The organism is Clostridium sp., from assembly GCF_050717545.1.
Taxonomy (GTDB): Bacteria; Bacillota; Clostridia; order Clostridiales; family Clostridiaceae; genus Clostridium_AD.
In genome coordinates this window covers 1-17,679 of the sequence record NZ_JBOITN010000034.1, presented here as the reverse complement: position 1 = coordinate 17,679, position 17,679 = coordinate 1, and the positions used below count along the sequence as shown (strand labels likewise).

The following is a 17,679-nucleotide window of genomic DNA, read 5'->3' as shown; positions in this document are numbered from 1 at the left end:
TATTTTATACATGTTGCAGCTCCGCAGACGATAATTTATTTTCCGTTTAGTATTGATGATTTAAGATTGCTTGACAGTTAAAGTTTTGTATAGTACACTATTTAGGTAAGTGACAGTTATAGTGGAAGTGAAAATTAGTATTAAATCGTAAATTATTATAATTATAGGGATATAGCTCAGTTGGTAGAGTAGTGGTCTCCAAAACCATTGGTTGTAGGTTCGACCCCTACTATCCCTGCCATTTTACGATTTGATTTTTAAAATTTCAAGACTTAATAAAGGGATATGGCTCAATTGGTAGAGTAGTGGTCTCCAAAACCATTGGTTGTAGGTTCGAGTCCTACTATCCCTGCCAAATAAAACCTGTGAAATTAATTTCACGGGTTTTTACGTTGATTTAATAAATTTAATATCAGGCGTCTGAAAATGAAATTTGAAGATTCCTTGTAACTGGAGGGTATGTTATGCAATATGATATAGTAGTAATCGGCGGAGGCGTCGCAGGCCTTGCAGCTGCTATTTCAGCTAAAGAAAACCATGAAGGTAAAATTATAATTTTAGAAAGAGAAAATCAATTAGGCGGAGCACTAAATCAGTGTATTCATAATGGATTTGGTAAAGGTATCTTTAGTGAGGAGCTTACGGGGCCAGAATTTGTGCAGAAATTCATAGATAAAGTAAACGAACTTGGAATTTTATATAAATTAAATACTACGGTTTTAAATATAAATGATTCTAAGGAAATTAGTGTAGTAAATACATGTGATGGAATTTTGAAAATTAAAGCAAAGGCTATAATTTTTGCTACAGGGTGTAGGGAGAGGCCAAGAGGGTTTTCGAATTTGCCAGGTAGTAGATGTGCAGGTATTTATACAGTTGGATGTGCGCAAAAGTTTATAAATATAGAAGGATATATGCCAGGGAAGCAAGTAGTTATATTAGGGACTGGTGATATTGCATTAATAGTCGCAAGAAGACTAGTAATAGAAGGTGCAAACATAAAAGCTGTAGTTGAAAAAAAAGAGTCTATAGAAGCATATGATAAAAAATTGATAAATTCACTTAATGACTTTAATATACCATTAAGAACAAAACATAAGGTGATAGATATTCAAGGTAAAAGTAGGATTGAAGGAATTACCTTAGTAAAGCTTGATAATAATAACGAAATAATTAAAAATAGTGAAGAATATATTTCTTGTGATACATTACTTTTATCAGTGAATCTATATCCTGATAATGAACTTGCAAAACAATCAAAAGTTATAGTTGCTGGGTCTACGGGGCGTATTGTGTTAAATGAAAATTCACAAACGAATATAGCGGGTGTTTTTGCTTGTGGAAGCGTAGCTAGTGGATATAGTTATGCAAATAATGTAGTAAAGCAAGGATACAGTATAGGTAAAATCACATCACAATATATAAATAATTAAAATCCATAATAGAATGTTGTAAAAAACAAACAAAATACTGTTGACATATTTTGAGGATAAGAATATAATAAAGAAAAGTAATTCATACTAGAATACTAGGGAATGCTAAAAAATAATAAGAAATACTAAGAAAAAGGAAAGTAATATAAGAAGAATTTACAGAGAGAGAGTCTAAAGCTTAGAAGATTCTTATTGGAAACTTATGTGAAGTGCCCTTTGGAGTTATGTACCGAATTGGTCACATAAAAATAGATAACAAGTTAAAGATTTAAAAATCAACCTAATTGTTATTAAATTTATGTGACCAAAGTAGGCTACATCGGGATTCGCCCGTTATTGTGATAGAGCATAACATTGTGCTTTAAAAAGTGGTGTTATAATTACTATAATAATTATAACTTAGAGTGGGACCACGAAGTGAAACTTCGTCTCTAATGTTAGAGGGAGTTTTTTTTGTACCCAAAAACTTGTAAAATGATACATTATTAAATATATATGTATTGGTTTTATATTTTAGAAATTATTGAACCATGGATAGCTTTAAATGTAAATTATTTATTATGAAATGTAATTTAATTATTAAAAATGGAGGGATATTATTATGATGTATAACAATGTTTTAGATATGATAGGAGCAACACCGGTTTTAAAATTAAATAAATTAGTGAATGGTGATATGGCTGATGTATTTGTAAAATTAGAAAAATATAATCCAGCAGGAAGCATAAAAGATAGAGCAGCACTTGGTATGATAGAAAGAGCAGAAGAATTAGGTCTTTTAAAAGAAGGATTTACTGTAGTTGAACCAACTAGTGGAAATATGGGAATAGCACTTGCAATGATTGGAAGAATTAAAGGATATAATGTAATTATTGTGATGCCAGATAGTATGAGTGTTGAGAGAAGAAATTTAATTAAGGCTTATGGAGCACAACTTGTGCTTACTGATGGTTCAAAAGGTATGAAAGGTGCTATAAATAAAGCTAGGGAAATAGCAGAAGGAAAACCTGAGTATTTTATACCACAACAATTTGTTAATTTAGCAAATCCAGAAAAACATTATGCTACTACTGCAGAAGAAATTATTAGTGATGTAGAAGATGTAGATGTTTTTGTTGCAGGAGTAGGAACTGGTGGAACAATTACTGGTGTAGGTAAAAGATTAAAAGAAATTAGAAGTGACATTAAAGTAGTTGCAGTTGAACCAGCAAAATCTCCAGTATTATCAGGAGGAGAACCTGGTCCACATAAAATACAAGGAATAGGAGCAGGCTTTACACCAGACATTTATGATGCGAGTGTAGTTGATGAAATAATAAATGTTACTGATGAAGAGTCTTTTGATTTAGCAAAAAGAATGGCTAAAGAAGAAGGGATATTAGTAGGAATTTCAACAGGAGCTAATATTGCAGCAGCTATAAAAATTGCTAAAAGATTAGGTAAAGGCAAAAAGGTTGTTACAGTTGCACCTGATGGAGGAGAAAAGTATATTTCAATGGGGATATATGACTAGAATTAAAGTAAGCTTAAAACATTTGTTTCTAATCTATAGATAAAAAAGGCACATGAAGATAGAGTAATATACTGACTATTTATTTATTTATTTAAATGTGCCAAGCATGAGAGTTTTAAATATCCAAATTTATATAAAAAACTGATTTGGATATTTACAAACTATAATTCTATAGGAGGAATTATCGTATGTTTAAAATGTTAAAATATGAAATTAATAATGTATTAGAAAAAGATCCGGCAGCAAAGAATTGGGTGGAAGTGATATTATTATATCCATGCATACATGCTATTATTTTATATAAAATAGCACACTTTCTGTATAACCATAAAAGATTTTTTATGGCTAGAGCTATATCCCAAACAGCTAGGTTTTTTACTGGAATTGAAATACATCCGGGGGCTAAAATCGGAAAAGGATTATTTATAGACCATGGAACGGGAGTAGTTATTGGAGAGACGACAGAAATTGGAGACAATGTAACCATGTACCAAGGGGCTACGCTAGGGGGTACAGGGAAAGATACTGGTAAAAGGCATCCTACCTTAGGAAACAACGTTATTGTAGGTGCAGGAGCAAAGGTTTTGGGCCCAATTAATATAGGAACTGGTAGTAAGATTGGTGCAAATGCAGTAGTTTTAAAAGATGTATTACCAAGGGCGACTGCAGTAGGTATACCTGCAAGAGTAATTTTTGTGAATGAAATTACAATAATAGAAATTAAAGATTATGCAGGGAGCGTTAAAAGAATATATAACGATATGGTAATATAAAAGGGAACTTTCATATGGATGTTAAGAAAGAAATAATAGAATTTTGTAAAGTAAATGGATTGGATGTTATAGGATTTAGCGAGTGTAGGATGTATCATGAGCTAAGTCCTTATTTCCATGAAAGAAAAAAAATTGGGTTTGATAATGAATTTGAGGAGCAAGATGTAGATAAGAGGATAAATCCTTTTATATATATGGCAGAGGGGAAAACAATAATTACTATTGCATTTCCGTATTTATATAATTTAGATTACGGCAATAAGATTAATTTTTCTAGTTACACACTAGGAAGAGATTATCATATTGTTACGTCTCAATATATGGAAAAAATATGTGAATTTATTAGAGGGCTAGGATTCAAAGCGGTTCATCTTGTGGATAGTAATGCGTTACCTGAAAGGTATATTGCAAAACTTGCTGGAGTAGGATTTATAGGTAAAAATAATACATTAATAACGAAAAAATATGGATCGTATGTTTTTTTGGGGGAAATTATAACTGATTTAGTAATAGAACCTGATAAACCAATTCATAACGGATGTGGAGATTGTGACATATGTTTAAAATCATGCCCTACAAAATCTATAACAGAGGGGAAAGTAGGAATAAATAACAATTCAAATATATGCTTATCCTACATAACTCAAAAAAAAGATATAGAAGACTACTGGTTTGATAAATTAGGAGGTAGATTATTTGGATGTGATACTTGTCAAAGAGCATGTCCATTCAACGTAGAGATTGAGTTTAGTACGATTAAAGAACTTAAACCTTATGAACATATGAAAGAAATTGAACTTGAAAATCTTATTAGTATTGATAATAAATTATTTAAGTATAAATACAAAATAACTTCTTGTGGATGGAGAGGTAAAAATATAATTAAAAGAAATGCAATCATTAATGCGATTAACACCCAAAAACGTAAAATTATGGATGTTAACAAGGATACATCACCTTATATAAGAGAATATTATTATAGACTTTTAAAGCATTTCAAATTATAATAATTATGAAGCTATTTTCTATGAAAGGTGGAATTCAGATGATCCCCAAAGTGATGTTAGGAGTAATAGATTTTTTGCCCGATAAGGTTGTAACATATATAGCAAAAAAAATGTTAGATTCATACATTAACAAATATGCAAACATTAAGACAATGGGTATGGAGAAAATTAAAGATATAAAATCTCCAATAATTTACATATGCAATCATTTAAGTAATGCGGATGGTATTGTTATGAACAAGTTATTAAAAGACAACAACGTAACTTTCGTTGCAGGTGTAAAACTAACAGATAATAAACTTACTAAATTAGGGTTTCATGTAGCTAAAACCATACAATTGAAACCGAATTCAGCAGATAAAGAAGCTATATCCAAAATAGTTAATACGTTAAAGGCTGGCAATAACATTATGATTTTTCCAGAAGGTACGAGAAGTAGGAATGGGAAAATGATAGAGGGCAAAAGAGGTCTAATACTAATGGCTAAATTATCAAAGGCTAGAATCGTTCCAATGGGTATTTGGGGAACTGAAAAGCTTTTACCTATTAACGATGGTAATATGGCATCAGAAAGATTTCATCATGCAGATGTAAATATTAAGATTGGTGACCCTATAACACTTGACGGTAAAAACCAAGGTGAGGACAGAGATGAATATTACGACAGAGTTATGTTTGAAATAATGTCAAGCATTGCTGTGATGATTCCAGAGCAGTATCGAGGAGTATATTCTGACTGCAAGTGATTGCTATTACCTCAAGTATTTATATGTATTTAATAAATATACGTTGTTGCCTAGCGAGTTGGGGTTAACAACGTATTTTTATTAAACATTAAATATGGGTTATTTTTATGGGGTTTGTGATAAAATATTTTTAAGCAGGTGAATAATATGAATAAAAAAACCATCAAAGTTGTACTAGAAATTCTTAATGAAACGTATGTTGGTGTAAAATGTGGGCTAGATTTTTCGTCGCATTATGAGCTTTTAATATCAACAATACTATCTGCACAATGTACAGATGTGCGGGTAAACGTTGTTGCAATGGAGCTTTATAAGAACTATAATACACCGCAATCAATGATTACCTTGTCAAAAGAAGAACTAGGAGAAAAAATTAAGAGTTGCGGGTTTTATAATAATAAGAGTAAAAATATTTTAGGAGCGACAAAACTTATACTAGAAAAACATAATGGTGAGGTGCCGGGTTCTATGGAAGAATTAATACTACTTCCGGGGGTTGGAAGAAAAACTGCTAATGTGGTACTATCTAATGCATTTGGTATTCCTGCTATTGCAGTGGATACTCATGTATTTAGAGTCTCAAAAAGAATTGGACTTGCTACTGGAAAAAATGTTGAACTTGTAGAACAAGAGCTTATGAAGAATATACCGAAAAAAATGTGGAGTGATGCTCATCATTTCATTATATGGCATGGACGAGAAATATGTAAAGCTAGAAAACCTAATTGTGGGGTATGCCCCATAGCACCTTATTGTGAATTCCTAAATGGCAAGAGAAAGTAATATATTATTTTCTGTTTTTAGGATTAAACATTAATTAATTGTATAATAGTGTTGTATATGTTGGTTACATCTAATGAACATTTTAAATATACCAGTTTATTTTTAAGATAATATATTTGTAAATTAATATAAAAATATGGATTATGTCTAATCTACACTATATAATAGAAGCGAGGTGTAATAAATGAACTATAACAAGGAGAGTCTAAATGAATTAGTAGAAGAAATAATAGGAGCAAAAGATATTAGTTTGGCAGAAATACCATGTGTAGATTTATATATGGATCAAGCTACTACTTTTTTTAACGATAAGCTTGGTAGCCTTAAAAGAAATGAAGACGATAAAATCCTTACAAAAACTATGATTAATAATTATACTAAAGGCAAAGTCTTAATGCCTGCTAAAAATAAAAAATATACTAAGGAACATATGATTTTACTTACACTTATTTATAATTTGAAGCAAACTGTATCTATAAATGATATAAATACAATTTTTGATCCTATTATAGATGTAAAAGCTCCAAAAAGTATTAGCATTCCATTAGAAGATTTATATAATAATTTTTTAGATATTAAAGAAGTGCAAAATAAAGAGTTTGCACTTGATATGGATAAAATTGCCCAGTCTATAAAAGAGAAGATTAAAGAGATGGGAAAAGAGGATGGAGAATTAATAGAATTAATATTAATGCTGCTTTCACTTATTAATAAAGCTAATATGCAAAAGCGAATGGCAGAAAAATTAATTGATAGTTTTTTAAAAAAAGAATAAGGAGATGGCAATATGTCAAATGTTGTAGAAAAATTTTTAAAATATATAAGTTATGATACTAAATCAGATGAGGAATCAACTTCAGTCCCAAGCACTGAGGGGCAGATGGTACTTGCAATAGAATTGGTGAAGGAACTAAAATCTATGGGGATAGAAAATGCCAATGTAGATAAAAATGGATATGTAATGGCAACACTTAAGTCTAATATAGAAAAAAATGTTCCTATTATAGGCTTTATAGCTCATATGGATACGGCTCCTGATATGCCAGGGATTGCCGTTAATCCTAAATTAATTGAAAACTATGATGGAGAAGATATAATACTAAATAAAGAAAATAACATAGTATTATCTCCTAAAGATTTTCCAGAATTGAAAAATTACTTAGGAAAAACTCTTATTACAACAGATGGAACAACGCTTCTAGGGGCTGATGATAAAGCAGGAGTTTCAGAGATAATGGCAGCTGTTGAACATCTAACTCAAAACTCTGATATCCCTCATGGCACAATTTGTATTGGATTTACTCCAGACGAGGAAGTGGGTCGTGGAGCAGATAAGTTTAACGTTGAAAAATTTGGTGCGGATTTTGCATATACTATGGATGGTGGAACTATTGGAGAGCTCGAACAAGAAAACTTTAATGCGGCAGGAGCGAAAATTTGCATTCATGGAAGAAATGTTCATCCAGGATCAGCAAAAGGAAAAATGATTCATTCAACGCTTATAGCAAATGAATTTGTAAACTTTATGCCATGTAATGAGACTCCGGCTACTACGCAGGGGTATGAAGGATTTTATCACCTAATTAGTCTTAATGGCGAAGTGGAAGAAACAAAACTAAATTATATCATAAGAGATTTTGTTAAAGAGAACTTTGAAAATAGGAAATTATACATTAAAAATGTAGCGGACAAATTAAATGATAAATATGGTGAGGGCACAGTTGAAATACAGATTAAAGATCAATATTTTAATATGAAAGAAAAAATAGAACCAGTTAAACATATTGTGGATACCGCATTTTTGGCCATGAAGGAAGTAGGAATAAATCCTATAATGGTTCCCATTCGTGGTGGAACCGATGGTGCAAGGCTTTCATTTATGGGGCTTCCTACGCCAAATATATTCGCAGGAGGTCACAATTTTCATGGTAAATATGAATTTGTTCCAACGTTTGCTATGGAAAAGGCTGTTGAAGTAATACTTAAAATAGTTGAGTTATATACTGGTAAATAATAATATACAAGTATACTAAAGAACTACTCTTTTTAAATTCTTAAAAGGAGTAGTTTTTTATTTAAAGTTAGTTCAAGGTTTGTTAACAATTTTGCCACTATATTGTAACATAAAAGTCTTAAAATATAATTAAAGCTAAAACATAACCCGTGGAATAAAAAATAAGGAGGCAAATAGTATGAGTGATGATATAAATAATAATAAGGCAGATGAAAATGCAATTAATAGTGAAAACACAATTGATAAGGCTAGTACAATCGATAATGAAAATATAATTGATAATGCAAGCACTATTGAAAATGCTAACGATTCTTATAAAAGCACAAACCAAGAGGCAAAAGAAAATATTGAGGCAAACGTACTCAATGATGAGTATAGGGAAAGAGAAAGCGAAACTATGCCTATACAACTAGAAAATACTGATTATACGCAGGTAAATGATAAAAAAATCAAAAAACAAAAGGGTGGTATGAGAAAAAGAATTGTATCATATATAATCGTAGGTGTAATATGTTCTACACTTGGGGGCGCTGGATCTGCTATTGTTACAATGAATATGATGAAAGATTCTAGTGCTGAGGTTACAACGCAGCAACCTAGTGTGAAAGCACCATCTACAACAAGTACAAAGCTTGTTACTAGTACTAGTACGGAAAATTTAACTGTACCTGAAATTGTAAAAAAAGTTAGTTCTTCAGTTGTAGCAATATCAACTAATAGTTCTAGTGTAAGTAGTAATATTAATGGCCAGTCCCGAGGTCAAGAAGGTGTGGGAACTGGAATGATATTTAGTGAAGATGGATATATTTTGACTAATTATCATGTTGTAAGTGGAGCACAGAGTATTAAAGTTATGCTAAGTGATGGAAAGGAAGTTACTGCAAAGGTAGTTAATTATGATGCACAGGCTGATGTAGCTGTAATTAAACTTGTAGATGGTACAAAAGTTCCAGGTGTAGCTATATTTGGAGATTCTGATGCTCTTGAAGTAGGAGAATCTGTAGTCGCTATAGGAAATCCTCTAGGAAAAGAATTGCTTGGGTCAGTTACTACAGGCATTGTGAGCGCAGTTAATAGACAAGTGAGTATCGAAAATAAAGATTTAAAATTTATACAAACTGATGCAGCAATTAATCCAGGTAATAGTGGTGGACCGCTTGTAAATTCTAAAGGCGAGGTTATAGGAATAAATACAGCTAAAATTGCTTCTACAGGTCAAGACGCAGTAGAAGGATTGGGTTTTGCTATACCTATCAATACTGTTAATCCTAAAATTGAGAATTTAATTAAACCTATGCTCAACATTGGAATTGCATGCAGAGATATAACTGAAGAGATTTCTAAGCAACGTAATTTGGAAGTAGGGGTATATGTTTTGCAAATCAAAGAATTTAGTTCAGCAGAAAAGTCTGGTATAGAAGTTGGTGATATAATTACAAAGTTTGATGGTCAAGAAATTAAGACTGTGGCAGAAATAAATAAGATTAAAACTACTCATAAGGCTGGAGATATAGTTAAAATAGAATTAGTTAGAAATAAAAAGACAGTAAAAATAGATTTAACACTTTCTGAATAAGGCAGATATATATGTTAGATGGAAAAATAGAAATCATATGATTTCTATTTTTTTTATTTATTTATTAGCAAATTTAAATACATAAAAAAATATATTTTGTGGGAAAATAGAAATAAAGGGGTGATAAATATGGAAATGAATACAAGAGACACTATTATGAAAAAATTATTAGATGCACAAGAAAATGTTAGAGACTATCAATCATTTGCAACAGAGGTATCATCAGATGAAGTAAGTAGTACGTTTAGGGAATTTGCAGAGCAATCAGCAATGCAAGCTCAAAAATTGCAACAATTGTTAAGTAAGCAAGGTATTGAGTAATAATATTCTTCAATGCTAATTGAATTAAATGTTTAATGCTAAAACGAATAAGTTAAAAATCCACTTGGCGAGTTAAATACCAAGTGGGTTTTATTTATGAATACTAAAATATATTTAAAATATTATCCTTGTTCTTTGATAAGCCCTTTTCTGTATGCGGTAAGAAGTAATTCTAAATCCTCAATTTGGTCCTTGATTTCAAGGCCTACATCTGTATCTACTACACGTATACGGTTTGAAGATTTTTCTAGAATTATGGTGGAAGAAAGAATATCCTTACCTTCATCAATAGCCTTTTGAGTAGATTCAAATGGTGCATGGGAGGCCAGGAGCAATCCATAAGAATTATAAATGAGTGTATATCCTGCAATACCTGTTTCTGGTTGGTATGCTTTAGAAAAGCCACCATCAATCACTAAAAGTTTACCGTTTGCTTTTATTGGGCTCTCACCTTCTTTAGTTTTTACAGGAACATGGCCATTTATAATATGTGAATCATTTGGGTTTAAGCCAAATTCAATTAAAATATTGTTGCATGTTGTTTCATCATCTCTGTACTTATAATACGGATTCTTAATCTCTTTATGAGAACTTTTATCATCTATAAAATATCGTTCAAAGGTAGCCATCTTATCCTTACCAAATAAAGGGGAATTACAGCCACACCATAAATACCATACGTTATCTAGGGCATAAAGCTTAGATTCTGAATTAACTTTCCCAAAATAAGCTTCGCGAGCGAGTCTTTCCGTTCTATCAATATAAGATTTTCCGCTGTAAGTTATGTTATCTATTTTCATTTTTTTAAAACTACCATCCTCGCTTAATGAAACACAACCATGGTAAAGTAAATTAGAGTTATATTTAGAATACATGCTTCCGGTGGTATACAAAAATCTAATATGTTCTTGGAGTTTCTCACTATTTGCAAAAGAAGATTTAAGTCTGGTTATAAGTTCTGTTTCATCTTCGGTTAATTTATAAGGATCAGTAGGGTCAATGGTTGGGAAATTAGTGTCGTTAAGTACATATTCTTTTCCATCAATATTTATGGTGCCATTTTCATAATCTATTTTGCTAAGCAGTAACCTAGACTCCATTTCATAATGAGGGCGCCTTTTTATTAGTGCACCTTCAAGTTTAAACTGAATTATTGTAATAGCTTTATGCATTTGCGACATTAAATTAAGATCCTTTTCCCTATAATTATTTTCAGGGAAAACTTTAGGTTTAAAGGATTTACACGGATCGTTATTATAAAAATCTAAAGCAAATGTTGCAAGGGGCAATAAGTTAATGCCGTAACCTTCCTCTATTGTTTCCAGGTTTGCATACCTTGTTGAAATACGAAGAACATTAGCAATGCAGGGTTCAGAGCCAGCTGCGGCGCCCATCCAAAGCATATCATGGTTACCCCACTGTATATCAATAGAATGGTAGTCCATAAGAGTATCTAATATTATATGTGCACCAGGTCCTCTATCATAAATATCACCTATAATATGAAGTCTATCTATAGCAAGTCTTTGAATTAGGTTTGAAATAGCAACTATAAATTCTTTTGCTCTTCCAATTCTAATTATGGTCTGGATAATTCCATTATAATATTCCTGTTTATTAAAGGTACTTTGTTGTTCATGAAGTAATTCTTCAATAATATACGAAAAATCTGGAGGAAGTGCTTTCCTCACTTTAGATCTAGTATATTTAGAAGAGATGATTCTGCAAAATTCAATAAGTTTATAAAGCGTTATTTTATACCAATCTTCTATGTCGGCTTCTTCTCTAAGTGATATTTCTAATTTTTGTTCTGGGTAATAAATAAGAGTTGCTAGTTCTTTTTTTTCGCTATCTCTAAGTGAATTACCAAAGATATCATTAATCTTCCTTTTAATTACGCCGGAAGCATTCCTTAGTACGTGAGTAAAAGATTCATATTCACCATGAAGATCCGAAAGAAAATGTTCAGTTCCTTTAGGTAGATTTAAAATCGCTTGTAAATTTATAATTTCTGTACAAGAATCTGGAATTGTAGGGTACTTGCTAGCTAGTAGTTTAAGGTATCTCAAATCTTCTTCTAAAGTATCGATAGATGTTTCACTAGAAAATATCATTTTTGACTCTCCTTTATATTGCAATAGTTTTATTAGTATAGCTTGTTTAATATAAAAGTTATATTAGTATTATAATACATTATTGGAGTATAGAGTATAATTAAGATGAATTTTTTTTATTTTAGTAATGTATTGATAATCACACCTAGAAAAAACACCTATATATCAAATATTGATATATAGGTGTTTTTTCACATTAGTTAATTATAAGGTGGTATTTTTTCGTTTTACTAAGGCCTTAGCCTTCTCTAATAAGAAATTAGCTCTTGAAAGAGATTCTTCAATATTATTGCAGATATTTTCTGCACCTAAACTATCAATGAATCCATATTTACCAAGAGCATTAAGAGGTTGGTCTTGAAGACTTAATAATATTAACGTTGTGTGATGTTTCTTGCAAAGGGCATTAAGCATTTCTAAAGCATGGTAACCTGTAGCATCGATAGCAGGTACATTTGACATCTTTAAAATTAAAACTAGAGGAGGAATTCCTATTTCTTTAATCGTACGTATAAATTTATCTGCTGCGCCAAAGAAGAAAGGTCCATTAATTTCATATAGAGATACATTATCTGGAGTCTTTATGGTATCTATATACTCTAATTGGTCTTCATCTTCACTCTCATCAAGAACATATCGTACGTCTGTAACATCTGCCATTCTTCTCATAAACAATAATGATGCTAGAAGCATACCTATTCCTATAGCAACTACGAGGTCGAAGAACAGTGTTAAAGAAAAGGTAACTAAAAGTACGGCTGCATCACTTTTAGGGGCCTTAAGTATTTGGGTGAATGATTCCCATTCTCCCATATTGTATGATACTACAATTAATATTGCAGCAAGAGAGGACATCGGTACAAGTTTTATATATGGCATAAATACTAATAGTATTACAAGCAATGATATAGAATGAACAATACCTGCAACGGGAGTTCTACCTCCGTTTTTTACATTAGCTGCAGTACGAGCTATTGCACCAGTCACTGGGATTCCACCAAATAGGCCTGAGAAAATATTAGCTACTCCTTGACCCACAAGTTCCATGTTAGAGCGGTGCGAACCACCAATCATACCATCAGCGACTACTGCAGATAATAATGATTCTATTCCACCTAAAATTGCAAGGGTTAGAGCAGGAAGCATTAGTTGTTTTATCATAGCAAAAGATGTATGAGGAATAGAAATAGTAGGTAATGAACCTGAAATGTTACTGAAACTACTTCCAATGGTTGCTACATTGAGATTTAATACAAGGGCAACCACGGTAGTAAGTACTATTGCTATAAGGGTCCCAGGAATTTTTTTATTTATTTTAGGCCAAAACACAATTATTAAAAGTGAAACAATACCAATAATAGTGCTTTGCACATTTAAAGTACTAAAACTGCTTAGATAAGCACCCCATTTAGGAATAAATTCAGAAGGTACGCTTGCCATATTTAAACCGAAAAAGTCTTTAATCTGGGTAGAAAATATAAGAATTGCGATACCACTTGTAAATCCGGTTGTAATAGGGTAGGGAATATATTTTAGCATGCTACCGAATTTTAAAAGACCCATTAATATAAGAATGATGCCAGCGAGCACTGTAGAAACGATTAGTCCATCGATGCCAAATTCCTGAACAATGCCAAATACAATAACTACAAAAGCACCAGTAGGCCCACCGATTTGAACTCTGCTTCCTCCTAACAAGGAGACTATAAATCCACCTACAATTGCTGTGTAAATTCCTTTTTCAGGGGATACTCCAGAGGCTATGGCGAGAGCTATAGATAAAGGGAGAGCTATGATAGCAACAATGATTCCAGCAATAAAATCTTTGATAAATTGATCTTTAGAATAGTTTTTTAAACAGGTATACAGTTTTGGGACGAACATGATTTCCACTCCTTTATTTTAATTAGCATTCGAATATTAAAAATAAATTAAATTCAAGTTTTATCAGCTCCGTAGGAGATGATTTAACTTGAGATATACTAATTTATATTATTAAATTTTAAAAACAACATTCATAATTATATCATATTTTTTTGAAAAGAACAATGCGTAATATGTATTTTCTTGTAATATTGAGATAACATTATAAAATCCTTTTGTTGATTTGGTATAATTTTTTTGATACAATATACTGTATATCAATTATAACTAACATATAAGGGGAAATTTTATGCAGCAAAAGGAATATTTATTTAATATACATTCGTTATATAATATAGCTCGGTACGCTTTTTTGAAAATTGAGTCTAATTATGCGAGGACGGTGGAAACCTCAGGTATAACTCTGCCTCAACTTAGAATACTTTGGATTATTAAGGTATTTCCAGGAATATCACTTAGTAATATTGCTAAAATAGGATGTTGGACCTCACCGACAGTTAGTAATATGATCAAAATATTAATTGGTAAAAAGCTAATATATAAAGGGGAAACTAGTAATAAAAAAGTATATAAGTTTCAACTTACAGAGAGTGGAGACTTGTTTATAAATATAAATAAGCAAAACAAACAAAAAAAAATAATACTATTTGATCTAATTGGACTATTTTCACATAAGGAACTAGATTTTATTATCGAAATATTCACGGGCATTATCATAAAGGAAAAGAATGAATTTATTTTCGATTATATAAAGAGGATTAATGAAATGAGTTTGAAAATTGATTTAACGGGTTTTGACGTAGATGCGGTGAGTCTTATAGAAAAAACAATAAGTGTTTATAATCTTTTAAGAACATTTATTTTAACTATCAAAAGTAACCATAGTGAACCGCTTAAAGAATTTAATGTTACATATGCTCAACTACGAGCAATGTGGATAATTGCAGCATTTCCAGGAATTACATCAAGTGAGTTAAGCGAAATTAGTTTCTGGTCACCATCTACAGTTCATGTAATAGTAAAAAATCTAGAGGTTAAACATTATATTCATAAAGAAAAGGCTTTAATAAAAAATGCTTATTATTTAGATATAACAAAAGAAGGCGAAATTTTAATAATAGAAGATTATATAAAAAACCAAAAAAGTTTATTGATCTTTGAGGAATTAAGGGGTATAAGTTTGAAAGATATTTTAACAATGAATAGTCTGTTAATTAGAATGAATAATAAATTAGGCAATTATAAGACAGAGGAATATGTAAAAAAAACTTTTGATATTATTCAAAATAGAGCATTTGTAAAATAAAAGAAAAAGCACATTAAACATTTATTTGTTTAATGTGCTTTTTCTTTTATGTATTAAAAATATCTTTTTTAAATAATACATAATTTCAAAGAATAAATAGCAAATTAGTATAGTAACGTTAATAAACTCATAAATTATTATGTAAGGATAGATTTAATAATTAATAAGTATATCTTCTATAAAATAGAGAGGTGGTATTGGAATGAATAAAACGTTAAGAACAATTGCGATTGTTGTGGTAATCATCCTAATAATAACGATGCCCATTATTGGAGGTTACAATAAGATGATAAGTTTAGAGCAAAAGGTAAAGGTATCAGAGGGAAACATAGATACACAGCTACAAAGAAGATCAGATTTAATTCCGAACTTAGTAGAAACAGTTAAGGGCTATGCAACGCAAGAAAAACAGATTTTTACGCAAATAGCAGATGCCAGGGCTAAACTTGGCGGTGCGCAAAATGTAACAGATAAAGCACAAGCGGATAGTGAACTGGGGAGCGCGGTTTCAAGGCTTTTAGTAGTTGTAGAGAATTATCCGGATTTAAAATCTAGTGCAAATTTTAAAGATTTAACGGTGGCACTAGAAGGCACAGAGAACAGAGTAGGTATAGCAAGGCAGGATTATAATACAAATGTTAATGACTATAACAGTACAATTAAAAAATTCCCGAACTCAATTATTGCAAGAAATTTTGGTTTTGATGAAAAACCATATTATAAGGCTAGTGAATCAGCTAAAGAAGTACCAAAAGTTGACTTTACTAAGTAGGTGATAGAATATGAAGAATTATTTAAAGTTTAAAATTAGAGTTTTTTCCATAGCTATGATTAGTATATTGATGTTAAGCCAAATAGTCGCTATGAATTTAGTGAAAGCTGCTGTTGATTTTCCCAGCGTTACGGATTTGAAATATGTTAATGATTATGCTAATGTAATGGATGATGATTCAAAACAATATATTCTATCGGTGGGGAAGGAATTAGAAGATAAAACAGGAGCAGAGGCTACTGTAGTGGTTATAGATTCCGTTCAGGGTCAAAGCGTAGATGCGTATGCTAATGGTATTTTTAGAAAATGGGGAATTGGTAAAAAAGATAAGAACAATGGATTATTGATACTGCTTTCAGTAAAAGAAAAGCAATGGAGAGTGGAGGTAGGTACAGGGCTAGAAGGTGCTGTTACTGATATTTTCTCATCAAGGGTAATGAATGATTTTGCAGTGCCTAAATTCAAACAAGCACAATATGGAGAAGGACTTAGGGTAGCATATTCAGTCTTATCAGACAATATAGCAAAAGAATACAATGTAACACTAGATAAAAATATTAATGTTCCACAAAATAATGGAGCGCCGGAAAATTCAAATACATCTAAAAAAGGAAATATGATTCTAATAATAGGGATTGTTGTATTAATTTTTTTAGATATTATTTTTAACAGAGGTAGGATAATTAGATTCTTGATGAAAATATTATTTTGGAGCGTGCTTCTTGGACGAGGTGGAAGAAATGGTGGAAATGGCGGTGGCTATGGAGGCGGGTCTTCTGGAGGTTTCGGTGGTGGATCATCAAGTGGTGGTGGATCTTCTGGAGGATTTTAATAAATTAAAACTGAATAGAATAGAATAGATAAAAAGCAGAAACGGATTCATTTTCTGCTTTCATCTTTTTTTGCAGAATTATTTAAAATTTATTGTTATATTTTCAAAATCCATAGAAGATAGAAGGCCTTGTAAAAGTAATTTAGTGTTTTCGTTGGCCCCTTCTAAAAATCCTGTTTTCAATAAATCGACTTCGATATTTCTCTTCTCATTACTTATCTCATCAATCATATCTTGCATACTTAGTTTGTTAAATATTGACGACTTTTCATCATAAACGAATAAAGCTTTATCATTTATAACATGATCTAGAATTATAGCCTTTTTTAGGGTTATAATTATTTTTTTATTTATTAGATAATATAAATATATTTTTATAAAAAGTATGTTTTAAACTAGGAAATTATGTATAATAGTTAATAAAGATGTAGTTGATTTATGTTGAAGAGTTGTTATTATATTAAACCCAAAAGGGAATAGACCAGCTAGTTAAAGTCAACTATTAGTTTGAAATTTATTTAGAATTATTTTGATTAATTTTAAGCACAACAAAAAGACCATTGGTAAACACGAATGATTACATAAAATGGATATTAAATTGTTGA

16 protein-coding genes and 2 tRNA genes are annotated in these 17,679 nt (G+C 31.0%); 15 read left to right on the top strand and 3 right to left on the bottom strand.

The window, feature by feature from the left end:
• The first annotated feature begins 165 nt into the window (after positions 1 to 165).
• From ACREVX_RS10875 to ACREVX_RS10820, 12 genes are all read left to right on the top strand, one after another.
• Positions 166 to 241, top strand: a tRNA-Trp gene (locus ACREVX_RS10875).
• Positions 242 to 279: 38 nt separating this feature from the next.
• Positions 280 to 355 (top strand) — tRNA-Trp (locus tag ACREVX_RS10870).
• A gap of 109 nt (positions 356 to 464) precedes the next feature.
• Positions 465 to 1,433, top strand: a complete 969-nt coding sequence (locus ACREVX_RS10865; protein ID WP_431544209.1) for an NAD(P)/FAD-dependent oxidoreductase — start codon at positions 465 to 467, stop codon at positions 1,431 to 1,433.
• A gap of 601 nt (positions 1,434 to 2,034) precedes the next feature.
• Positions 2,035 to 2,946: a cysteine synthase A gene (gene cysK, locus ACREVX_RS10860; RefSeq protein ID WP_431544208.1), complete on the top strand. Its 912-nt coding sequence runs from the start codon at positions 2,035 to 2,037 to the stop codon at positions 2,944 to 2,946.
• A gap of 188 nt (positions 2,947 to 3,134) precedes the next feature.
• Complete coding sequence (gene epsC / locus ACREVX_RS10855; protein WP_431544207.1) at positions 3,135 to 3,719, top strand: serine O-acetyltransferase EpsC; 585 nt, start codon at positions 3,135 to 3,137, stop codon at positions 3,717 to 3,719.
• Positions 3,720 to 3,733: 14 nt separating this feature from the next.
• Positions 3,734 to 4,726, top strand: a complete 993-nt coding sequence (queG, locus tag ACREVX_RS10850) for a tRNA epoxyqueuosine(34) reductase QueG (protein WP_431544206.1) — start codon at positions 3,734 to 3,736, stop codon at positions 4,724 to 4,726.
• A gap of 38 nt (positions 4,727 to 4,764) precedes the next feature.
• Positions 4,765 to 5,472 (top strand): lysophospholipid acyltransferase family protein, encoded by a 708-nt coding sequence (locus ACREVX_RS10845; protein ID WP_431544205.1) that lies wholly within the window; start codon positions 4,765 to 4,767, stop codon positions 5,470 to 5,472.
• 147 nt (positions 5,473 to 5,619) lie between these two features.
• A complete protein-coding gene (nth, locus tag ACREVX_RS10840) occupies positions 5,620 to 6,255 on the top strand; it encodes an endonuclease III (RefSeq protein ID WP_431544204.1) in 636 nt (211 codons plus the stop codon).
• A 184-nt stretch (positions 6,256 to 6,439) separates the two neighbouring features.
• Positions 6,440 to 7,030: a DUF1836 domain-containing protein gene (locus ACREVX_RS10835; RefSeq protein WP_431544203.1), complete on the top strand. Its 591-nt coding sequence runs from the start codon at positions 6,440 to 6,442 to the stop codon at positions 7,028 to 7,030.
• A 12-nt stretch (positions 7,031 to 7,042) separates the two neighbouring features.
• Positions 7,043 to 8,269, top strand: coding sequence for a peptidase T (gene pepT / locus ACREVX_RS10830; RefSeq protein WP_431544202.1), 1,227 nt, complete (start codon positions 7,043 to 7,045; stop codon positions 8,267 to 8,269).
• 178 nt (positions 8,270 to 8,447) lie between these two features.
• Positions 8,448 to 9,845, top strand: a complete 1,398-nt coding sequence (locus tag ACREVX_RS10825; RefSeq protein WP_431544201.1) for a S1C family serine protease — start codon at positions 8,448 to 8,450, stop codon at positions 9,843 to 9,845.
• A gap of 129 nt (positions 9,846 to 9,974) precedes the next feature.
• Complete coding sequence (locus ACREVX_RS10820) at positions 9,975 to 10,166, top strand: hypothetical protein (RefSeq protein WP_431544200.1); 192 nt, start codon at positions 9,975 to 9,977, stop codon at positions 10,164 to 10,166.
• 122 nt (positions 10,167 to 10,288) lie between these two features.
• On the opposite strand, the gene ACREVX_RS10815 is transcribed toward ACREVX_RS10820, so the two are convergent.
• Positions 10,289 to 12,280: a fructose-1,6-bisphosphatase gene (locus tag ACREVX_RS10815; RefSeq protein ID WP_431544199.1), complete on the bottom strand. Its 1,992-nt coding sequence runs from the start codon at positions 12,278 to 12,280 to the stop codon at positions 10,289 to 10,291.
• Positions 12,281 to 12,484: 204 nt separating this feature from the next.
• Positions 12,485 to 14,164 carry a SulP family inorganic anion transporter gene (locus tag ACREVX_RS10810; protein ID WP_431544198.1) on the bottom strand — a complete coding sequence of 560 codons (1,680 nt, stop codon included), beginning with the start codon at positions 14,162 to 14,164 and terminating at the stop codon, positions 12,485 to 12,487.
• A gap of 289 nt (positions 14,165 to 14,453) precedes the next feature.
• Between ACREVX_RS10810 and ACREVX_RS10805 the strand changes: the two genes are divergently transcribed.
• The 3 genes from ACREVX_RS10805 to ACREVX_RS10795 all read left to right on the top strand — a co-directional run bounded on the left by ACREVX_RS10805 (position 14,454) and on the right by ACREVX_RS10795 (position 17,074).
• Positions 14,454 to 15,470: a MarR family transcriptional regulator gene (locus tag ACREVX_RS10805; RefSeq protein WP_431544197.1), complete on the top strand. Its 1,017-nt coding sequence runs from the start codon at positions 14,454 to 14,456 to the stop codon at positions 15,468 to 15,470.
• A 202-nt stretch (positions 15,471 to 15,672) separates the two neighbouring features.
• Positions 15,673 to 16,242 carry a LemA family protein gene (locus tag ACREVX_RS10800; RefSeq protein WP_431544196.1) on the top strand — a complete coding sequence of 190 codons (570 nt, stop codon included), beginning with the start codon at positions 15,673 to 15,675 and terminating at the stop codon, positions 16,240 to 16,242.
• A 10-nt stretch (positions 16,243 to 16,252) separates the two neighbouring features.
• Positions 16,253 to 17,074 carry a TPM domain-containing protein gene (locus tag ACREVX_RS10795; protein WP_431544195.1) on the top strand — a complete coding sequence of 274 codons (822 nt, stop codon included), beginning with the start codon at positions 16,253 to 16,255 and terminating at the stop codon, positions 17,072 to 17,074.
• A 78-nt stretch (positions 17,075 to 17,152) separates the two neighbouring features.
• Here the strand turns inward: ACREVX_RS10795 and ACREVX_RS10790 are convergent, their stop codons facing one another.
• The gene (locus ACREVX_RS10790) at positions 17,153 to 17,413 is read right to left on the bottom strand and encodes a DUF4230 domain-containing protein (protein WP_431544323.1); all 261 of its coding nucleotides are present in this window, start codon (positions 17,411 to 17,413) and stop codon (positions 17,153 to 17,155) included.
• Positions 17,414 to 17,679 lie beyond the last annotated feature (266 nt).

Bases quoted from the DNA above. Each gene is read 5' to 3' on its own strand.
- queG (WP_431544206.1), top strand. From the start codon at position 3,734: ATGGATGTTAAGAAAGAAATAATAGAATTTTGTAAAGTAAATGGATTG.
- ACREVX_RS10820 (WP_431544200.1), top strand. From the start codon at position 9,975: ATGGAAATGAATACAAGAGACACTATTATGAAAAAATTATTAGATGCA.
- ACREVX_RS10795 (WP_431544195.1), top strand. From the start codon at position 16,253: ATGAAGAATTATTTAAAGTTTAAAATTAGAGTTTTTTCCATAGCTATG.
- nth (WP_431544204.1), top strand. From the start codon at position 5,620: ATGAATAAAAAAACCATCAAAGTTGTACTAGAAATTCTTAATGAAACG.
- cysK (WP_431544208.1), top strand. From the start codon at position 2,035: ATGATGTATAACAATGTTTTAGATATGATAGGAGCAACACCGGTTTTA.
- ACREVX_RS10815 (WP_431544199.1), bottom strand. From the start codon at position 12,280: ATGATATTTTCTAGTGAAACATCTATCGATACTTTAGAAGAAGATTTG.
- pepT (WP_431544202.1), top strand. From the start codon at position 7,043: ATGTCAAATGTTGTAGAAAAATTTTTAAAATATATAAGTTATGATACT.
- ACREVX_RS10825 (WP_431544201.1), top strand. From the start codon at position 8,448: ATGAGTGATGATATAAATAATAATAAGGCAGATGAAAATGCAATTAAT.
- ACREVX_RS10845 (WP_431544205.1), top strand. From the start codon at position 4,765: ATGATCCCCAAAGTGATGTTAGGAGTAATAGATTTTTTGCCCGATAAG.
- ACREVX_RS10835 (WP_431544203.1), top strand. From the start codon at position 6,440: ATGAACTATAACAAGGAGAGTCTAAATGAATTAGTAGAAGAAATAATA.
- ACREVX_RS10805 (WP_431544197.1), top strand. From the start codon at position 14,454: ATGCAGCAAAAGGAATATTTATTTAATATACATTCGTTATATAATATA.
- ACREVX_RS10800 (WP_431544196.1), top strand. From the start codon at position 15,673: ATGAATAAAACGTTAAGAACAATTGCGATTGTTGTGGTAATCATCCTA.
- ACREVX_RS10865 (WP_431544209.1), top strand. From the start codon at position 465: ATGCAATATGATATAGTAGTAATCGGCGGAGGCGTCGCAGGCCTTGCA.
- epsC (WP_431544207.1), top strand. From the start codon at position 3,135: ATGTTTAAAATGTTAAAATATGAAATTAATAATGTATTAGAAAAAGAT.
- ACREVX_RS10810 (WP_431544198.1), bottom strand. From the start codon at position 14,164: ATGTTCGTCCCAAAACTGTATACCTGTTTAAAAAACTATTCTAAAGAT.